This is a genomic window from uncultured Dubosiella sp. (assembly GCF_964018005.1).
GTDB classification, from domain to species: domain Bacteria; phylum Bacillota_I; class Bacilli_A; order Erysipelotrichales; family Erysipelotrichaceae; genus Dubosiella; species Dubosiella muris.
Genome location: NZ_CAXHOA010000011.1, coordinates 98376 through 105317, shown reverse-complemented (window position 1 = coordinate 105317; position 6942 = coordinate 98376). Strand labels below are relative to the sequence as shown.

At 57.9% G+C, this 6942-nt stretch carries 6 protein-coding genes; all 6 read right to left on the bottom strand.

Annotated features, from left to right (window positions below; translation table 11 throughout):
* Positions 1-112: 112 nt before the first annotated feature.
* From ABNS49_RS08970 to ABNS49_RS08945, 6 genes are read right to left on the bottom strand one after another with little or no spacing between them, the layout of a single operon-like run.
* Positions 113-1183, bottom strand: coding sequence for an NAD(P)-dependent oxidoreductase (locus ABNS49_RS08970; RefSeq protein ID WP_168353548.1), 1071 nt, complete (start codon positions 1181-1183; stop codon positions 113-115).
* Positions 1180-2469 (bottom strand): glutamate-1-semialdehyde 2,1-aminomutase, encoded by a 1290-nt coding sequence (gene hemL, locus ABNS49_RS08965; RefSeq protein ID WP_288341775.1) that lies wholly within the window; start codon positions 2467-2469, stop codon positions 1180-1182. Before hemL ends, ABNS49_RS08970 begins: the two co-directional genes overlap by 4 nt.
* Entirely contained in the window at positions 2459-3427 is a 969-nt protein-coding gene (gene hemB, locus ABNS49_RS08960) for a porphobilinogen synthase (RefSeq protein ID WP_348688173.1), read from the bottom strand. The genes hemL and hemB overlap by 11 nt, the downstream gene beginning before the upstream one ends.
* On the bottom strand, positions 3406-4842 hold the full coding sequence (cobA, locus tag ABNS49_RS08955; RefSeq protein WP_305084893.1) for a uroporphyrinogen-III C-methyltransferase: 1437 nt from the start codon (positions 4840-4842) through the stop codon (positions 3406-3408). Before cobA ends, hemB begins: the two co-directional genes overlap by 22 nt.
* Positions 4835-5713 (bottom strand): hydroxymethylbilane synthase, encoded by an 879-nt coding sequence (gene hemC / locus ABNS49_RS08950; RefSeq protein WP_305084892.1) that lies wholly within the window; start codon positions 5711-5713, stop codon positions 4835-4837. Before hemC ends, cobA begins: the two co-directional genes overlap by 8 nt.
* Positions 5704-6894 (bottom strand): hypothetical protein, encoded by a 1191-nt coding sequence (locus tag ABNS49_RS08945; protein WP_305150806.1) that lies wholly within the window; start codon positions 6892-6894, stop codon positions 5704-5706. Before ABNS49_RS08945 ends, hemC begins: the two co-directional genes overlap by 10 nt.
* Positions 6895-6942: the final 48 nt, after the last annotated feature.

The window sequence follows — 6942 nt, the reverse complement described above, 5'->3', positions numbered from 1 at the left end:
CGCTCACTTATCATACCGCACTCCCTATCAACTGTCAACTGCTTTTTATATCTTTTTTAAAGAAATTTAGATGACAGATGAAGGGAGGAAAAAAGAGGATTTTTTATCCTTCTCATAAACGATCACGTAAAAGTTCCTGAAACGAAGAAAGATCAAGCAAGCAGCGACAACCCCATCGCACATCGGCGCCTCGCTCGCGCGCCCGCGCGATTTGATTCGCCACATCGTTTTCCACATGTCCGCCATCCAGCATAAACAACGGATACACGACCATTCGCTCTTTGTTTACGGGAAGTTCCTCCTCGTAGTCGACCACGACAGCCTCGTGGCAGCAAGCGGCTACTCGTTTTTTCAACGCGTCGTGTTGGCTGCGATGCACCACAAACACCGCCTCCGGGCGATCGAACGGAGTCAGGACGCGCCGCCATCCGTTTTCATCGAGCAAAAGCGGACGGTGCCGCTCGCAAAGCGCCTCAAACTGGCGATAAATCCTTCCGGCAAACACGAACATCGGCTGCACCTCGACCGGCAGTTCCAAAAGCGAAAATACCGCGCACGCCGATTCCCAGTTCTCCCGCATATAAAACGGCATGACGCCCTCGCCTAGCCGGGCGCGAATCCACGCGTGCTGCGCTTCGCTTTGGCAGCTATGGAACACGCACACTTTCCCCGCTTTGGCTTGCACGGCGTTTCCAAGCCACTCCAGCTGGTCGACTCGCCACTCCATCACCGCTGCCAGCAGCGCCGGATCCTTTCGCAGAAACGGCCGCAATCGTCTGAGCGCCTTCAGCCTTCGCTTCCACTTCTCGTCGTAAAGCGCTTCGATATCCCGGGCCATCGTCTTTCCATACAAAGGATAGGCGCGCCGCGTCGAAAAGCCAAGGCGCAGGCAATCCCGCTCGATTTGCCGCATCCAATGGACGCTCGCGTCCGGCTCGTACGTCGCGCTGGCGCAAAACACCCCTTCTTTTTGAGCCTGAACGACGATTTCATGATTCACGCGCGCGTCGTTCGTGCAGGCGACCACCAAGTCGTACGCCCGCAACGAACGCCAGTCAAAGCCTTGATCCACGACCGTGACGTCAGCGCCTTCCGCTTTGAGAAGCGCCTCCTTTTTTTTGCCTTGCTTTCCCGCGCCGACAATGAGGACTTTTTTCCCGTTCCACGACACGTCGACGATCACGCCGCCATCTCCTTCATCACTTCCCGGAACGCCTGAAGCGTGACATCCATATCGTTTTTCGTCAAAGCGCAGCTAACGAACATCGCCTCAAACTGGCTGGGCGCGAGCATCACTCCGCGATCAAGCATGCCGCGAAAATACTGGCTGTATTTTTTCAAATCCGCTTTTTGCACATCGTCATACCGGTGCGGAACGCGTTCGCAAAAAAACAGCGTCATCAAGCTGCCTGCCCGGACCAGGGAAAACGGCAAATGGTATTCTTCCAAAATCGCCCGCATGCCCCGTTCCAAATACGCGGCTTTTTCCTCGATCACGTCATACACTGCAGGCTGGTGCTTCAAATAATCGAGCATCGCCTTACCGGCATGCATCGCCAGCGGATTGCCGGAAAGCGTGCCCGCCTGGTAAACCGATCCGGCCGGAGAAACGCACTCCATGATTTCCCGCCGGCCGCCATACGCGCCCACCGGAAAACCGCCCCCGATGATTTTTCCAAAACAAGCCATGTCCGGCGTCACGCCAAAGACGCCAGCCGCCCCATGGTAGCCAAGCCGGAAGCCCGTAATCACCTCGTCGAAAATGAGCACGATCCCCTTTTCCGTACACAGCGACCGCAAACCTTCCAAAAAGCCGGCATCCGGCAAAACGACCCCCATATTCCCGCAAACCGGCTCCACGATCACGCAGGCGATTTGTCCCGGATTGGCGTCCACTAGCTGCGCAAGCCGCGCCAAATCGTTGTAGGGAGCGACCAGGGTGTTTTTCACGATGTCGTCCGGTACGCCCGGCGAAGTCGGCAAACCAAACGTCAACGCGCCCGAACCACTCGAAACAAGCAAGCCATCGCTATGGCCGTGATAGCAGCCTTCGAATTTCACGATCTTGTCGCGCCCGGTAAATCCCCGCGCCACCCGAATCGCGGACATGGTCGCTTCGGTGCCGGAGTTGACCATCCGCACCTCGTCGATGCCCGGATACGCCTCGACAATCGTTTTCGCCAGCTCGACTTCCACCCGGCTAGGCAGGCCATAGCTGATGCCATCCAGCAAATGCCGTTCGACCGCCTCGTTGACGACCTCGCACGAATGCCCTAAAATCATCGGTCCCCACGAGGAAATGTAGTCAATGTACATCCGGCCGTCTTCGCCAAACAAGTGGGCGCCTTTCGCCTTCCGGATAAAAACCGGATCGCAGCCCACCGCCTTGAACGCCCGGACCGGCGAGTTGACGCCGCCGGGAATGTATCGTTTCGCCGTTTCAAACAGCGCTTTGTTTTTATTTTTCATTTGCCAACCTCTTTGCCACGTCCAGCGCGAAATACGTGATGATCATATCCGCGCCCGCGCGTTTCAAGCACAATAAAGACTCCTCGACGACGTCCGGCTTCATCCAGCCTTTTTCGATCGCCGCCATCAGCATCGCGTACTCGCCACTCACATTGTACGCGCAAAGCGGCACGTCAAAGCGGTTTGACGCCGCGCTCAAAATATCCAAATACGGAAGCGCCGGTTTAATAATGATCGCGTCCGCGCCTTCCTCGATGTCCGCCGCCATTTCACGCATCGCCTCTTTCGCATTGCCCGGATCCATCTGGTACGCCTTCCGGTCGCCAAAACCAGGCGCCGAATGGGCGGCTTCGCGGAACGGGCCGTAAAAACTGCTCGCGTATTTGGCCGAGTACGCCATGATCGGCACATACGGATACCCGGCCGCGTCCAGCGCGTGGCGAATGGCGCCAATGCGCCCATCCATCATGTCGCTTGGCGCCACCATGTCCACACCCGCTTTCGCATAGGAAAGCGCGATCTTTTCCAAATAGCGCACCGTCTCGTCGTTTTTCACCCGGCCGCACGCGTCCAGGATCCCGCAATGGCCATGATCGGTGTATTCGCACATGCAAACGTCCGCGATCACGTACATCGCCGGATCCCATCGCTTGATCGCCTGGATCGCGCGCTGCACGATGCCATCGGGCGCGTACGCCTCGCTGCCGCACGCGTCCTTATGGGCGGGTATGCCAAACAGCAAGCAGGCGCGCACGCCAAGCCGTTTCATTTCGTCCAAAAGCGCGGGCAGCCGGTCGATCGAATACCGGTACTGTCCGGGCATCGTGTCGATGGGCTCCTTGATCCCTTCGCCTTCCACGACAAAAATCGGATAAATCAAATCTTCGACGCACAATCTCGTTTCCCGGACAAGCGAGCGAATCGTCGGATTCATTCTTAGTCTTCTGCCTCTATACATGATTCATTTCCTTTCAAAATTTCCAGCATATCCCCATAGCATGGACGTTTCGCCTGGCAAATCGTCTTCACCCCGCCTTTTCGCAAGGCGGCGGTCGTTTTTTCGCCAATGCTGATGGCCGTTCCAATTCGAACGCCGCGCGCCAGCACGCTTTCCGCCATCCGCGCGCTCGTAAACACGCCATAGTCGTACGCCGGCCGCGACGCGTGCCAGTCAAGCGGCACCATTTGATACAGCACATGGACATCGACGTTGCCCTTGAGGCTGACAAACACGTCGATGTTGGCCGCCGAATGCGGAACCAAAATGTTCGAATCGGCGTCGACGACTTGATTGAGCTGCTTCACAAGGCTTTCCGCGTCTTTCGTGCCCACCAAATCCGCGAACACGCCATAACGCGCCAGCGCCTGCGCGCTTTGCTCGTGCACGACCGCCACCTTCGGCAGCCGCCGGACATCCACCTGTTGCCGGCGCATCCGTTCCATGAAAAGATGGATCGCCGTCTGGCTTGTCAGCACGACCCAGTCGTACTTTTCGACATCCACCGCCATTTCCGGACTTTCGACCCGCTCAAACGCGACCGGCGCGTCCACGATGGCGCCCAAATCCCGCAGCGGTTCCAGCAAGTCGTCCCGATCGGAATTGCGTGCGTACAGCACCGTCTTTCCCGAAAGCGGCCGGCGCGAAAACCAGTTCAGCGCTTCGGATTCGTTCACGACATTCCCCACGACGATGAGTGCCGGCGCCGGATATTCCTCGCGGGCGCATTGCTCCACAATCGTCGACAGCGTGCCAACGCATACGCGCTGCTCCGGAAATCCCGCTTTGGAAATCAAAGCGATCGGCAAATCCGGCGCGCCCGCCTTCTGGTACCCTTCCACGATGCGCGCCAGATTTTTGCGCCCCATTAAAAAGACAACCGTATCCTTGGTGAAGGCGAGCTGTTCAAAATCAAGCTCCGGCATCCGGTCTTCGCTGGAATGGGCGGTATACACCCGAAATCCCCGGGTGATGCCCCGCGCCGTGATCGGAATACCCGCAAACGACAAGCCGGCAATGCACGAGGAGATGCCGGGCACCACTTCAAATGGCACCCCCGCCTCCAGCAGCGCGTGGGCTTCCTCCGCCCCGCGTCCGAACACGTACGGATCCCCGCCCTTGAGCCGGACTACGCAATCATACTGTGTGGAAAAGTCGACAAGCATGGCGTTGATTTGATCTTGCGCAACCGCGTGGTTGCCGCTTTCCTTGCCGACAAAAATTTTCACGCAGCCGGGTTTCGCCGCTTTTAAAATCGCCGCGTCCATTAAATGATCGTACAAAATACAATCCGCCCGCTCCACAAAGTCCCACGCGCGAATCGACATCAAATCCGCTTCCCCGCAGCCCACGCCGGCCAGTACGACTTTACCCATAAAACGCCTCCCGGCTTTGCGCCACCGCCTTGTCCAGCGCCACCTGCGGATCTTCGTCCGCGTTTTCCGTCCGCACGATGCGGTTCTCGTCGCCAAACACCGTAAAAAGATGGAATCGGCCGCCCTCTTTGCGCATATAGGCGCCAATCGGAATCGAGCACGAGCCGCCCAGCTCTGTCAAAAACGCCCGCTCCACCGCCACGCAGCGATCCAGCTCGGGATTGGCCAAACCGGCCAGCCACGCGTACAAATCCGTCCGGCTGGCGCAAAGCTCGATCGCGAGCGCGCCTTGCCCGCACGCCGGCACGCACTCGCTCTCGTCAAACGTTTGCGTGATGCGCGACTCCAAGCCAAGCCTTCGCAAACCGGCGCCGGCCAGCACGAGCGCGTCGTATTCGCCATCGTCCAGCTTTTGAAGCCGGGAGTTGATGTTGCCGCGCACGTTTTTGTACACGAGGTCGTTTCGCAGCGCCTTCAACTGCATCACGCGCCGAAACGAGCCCGTGCCGACCACGCTGCCCGCCGGCAAGGAAAAGAAGCCGCCTTTTTTGCTGACGAGGACGTCAAAAGGATCCGCCCGCATAAAAACGGGCGCGAACACGAAGCCTTCCGGCACCTGGGATGGCACGTCTTTGTAGGAATGCACGGCCAGGTCGATACTCCCCTGGGCGAGCTGCTGCTCGATTTCCTTGACAAACAATCCTTTGTCCATCATTTGATGAAGCGGCCGGTCGAGAATCCGGTCGCCTTTGGTGCGGATGACGACAAGCTCGTATGTCAGCCCTTCCTTTTGCTTTTTCAAATATTCGCCAACGAGCGTGGCTTGCGCCAGCGCCAGCCGGCTTCCCCGGGTTCCGATTTTTAAATGCATTCGTCCTCATTCCTTTCTTTATCCGGTTCCACCGCGAACAGCCTTTGAACGGTGGCTGGCTCCAGGTCGTCGTAATGGGTTCCGATTTCGTGAATCGGCGTGTGAAGCAGCCGGAGCATCGAGGCGCGCAAACTCTTTTTCAAAACCGCCTTTTCACGATCCGTCAAGTCGATTTTTTGCTCCAGAGAGAAAAAGGTCTGCCCGCTGATTTCGTCAATTTGGGCGTGGAGAGCGCGCAGCGTCTGCGCCTGCATCCCGCTGGCGTTTTGGGCGTCCCATTCCTTCACGTCGCGTTCAATGAGCGCCCGGATATCCTCCAGAGCCTCTTTTCGAATGGCCTCGTTTGCTTTCGACAGCGCGGCAAACGTGTCCAGCGTGTACAACGTCACGTCCTTTTGCGTCGCGAACGCCGGGTCGATGTCGCGCGGCGAAGCGAAATCGTACAGCACCAGCGGTTTCTCGTTCAAAAAAACGGGAAGCACCAGATGGGGCGCCGCGGTCGCGCAGCACACCAAATCGCAGCGTCTAGCCGTCGCGACGCGCTGGTCAAACGGAACGACCTTGGCTTGCGGCGCGATGGCGCGCAAGGCGTTGGCGTGCTTTTGGTGGCGGCTGGCGATATAAATCGTGCAGGGCTCGTCTTTTAAATAGCCAAGCAGGCGCCGGCTGATTTCGCCGCTGCCAATGAGCAGCACTGATTTCCCGCGCAAATCGCCCATTGTCTGCCGGGCCAAGTACGCGATCGAAAGCGGGTGTTCGCTCATCCGGAACCGGCTTCGCGCCTCCTTGCCGCATCGCAAAGCGAGCTGGAACAAACGGTGGAGCTTGGAATCGCACCGGTCCATCCGCACGCTCGTCGCATACGCCTGCTTGACTTGCCGCAAGATCTCATCCTCGCCGAAAATTTGGGAATGCAGTCCATTGACGACTTCCAGCAAATGCCGAACCGCCTCGTTTCCTTGCTTCGTGTACACTTCCACCGCCTGTCCCTCGTAGCGGTCCAGGATGCGGTTCGCGTCGATTTTTTTCGTCGCGTAAATTTCAAACCGATGGCAGGTGACCAAAATCACGCACGGCTGGTCCAGCTGCTCATACAAGGCCGTCACGCTCGACTCGCTCCAGGCCACCCGGGAGCGGACGTTCAAATCGGCATGCAGCCCAAACAATTCAATTTCCATCATTCACTCGTACCTCTTGGTTTTTCATTATACCTTCTTTGCCGGCGCATT

What these genes read in the sequence shown, in the direction of transcription:
- hemL (WP_288341775.1), bottom strand. Translation starts at nt 2,469, where the DNA reads ATGAAAAATAAAAACAAAGCGCTGTTTGAAACGGCGAAACGATACATT.
- hemC (WP_305084892.1), bottom strand. Translation starts at nt 5,713, where the DNA reads ATGCATTTAAAAATCGGAACCCGGGGAAGCCGGCTGGCGCTGGCGCAA.
- cobA (WP_305084893.1), bottom strand. Translation starts at nt 4,842, where the DNA reads ATGGGTAAAGTCGTACTGGCCGGCGTGGGCTGCGGGGAAGCGGATTTG.
- ABNS49_RS08945 (WP_305150806.1), bottom strand. Translation starts at nt 6,894, where the DNA reads ATGATGGAAATTGAATTGTTTGGGCTGCATGCCGATTTGAACGTCCGC.
- hemB (WP_348688173.1), bottom strand. Translation starts at nt 3,427, where the DNA reads ATGTATAGAGGCAGAAGACTAAGAATGAATCCGACGATTCGCTCGCTT.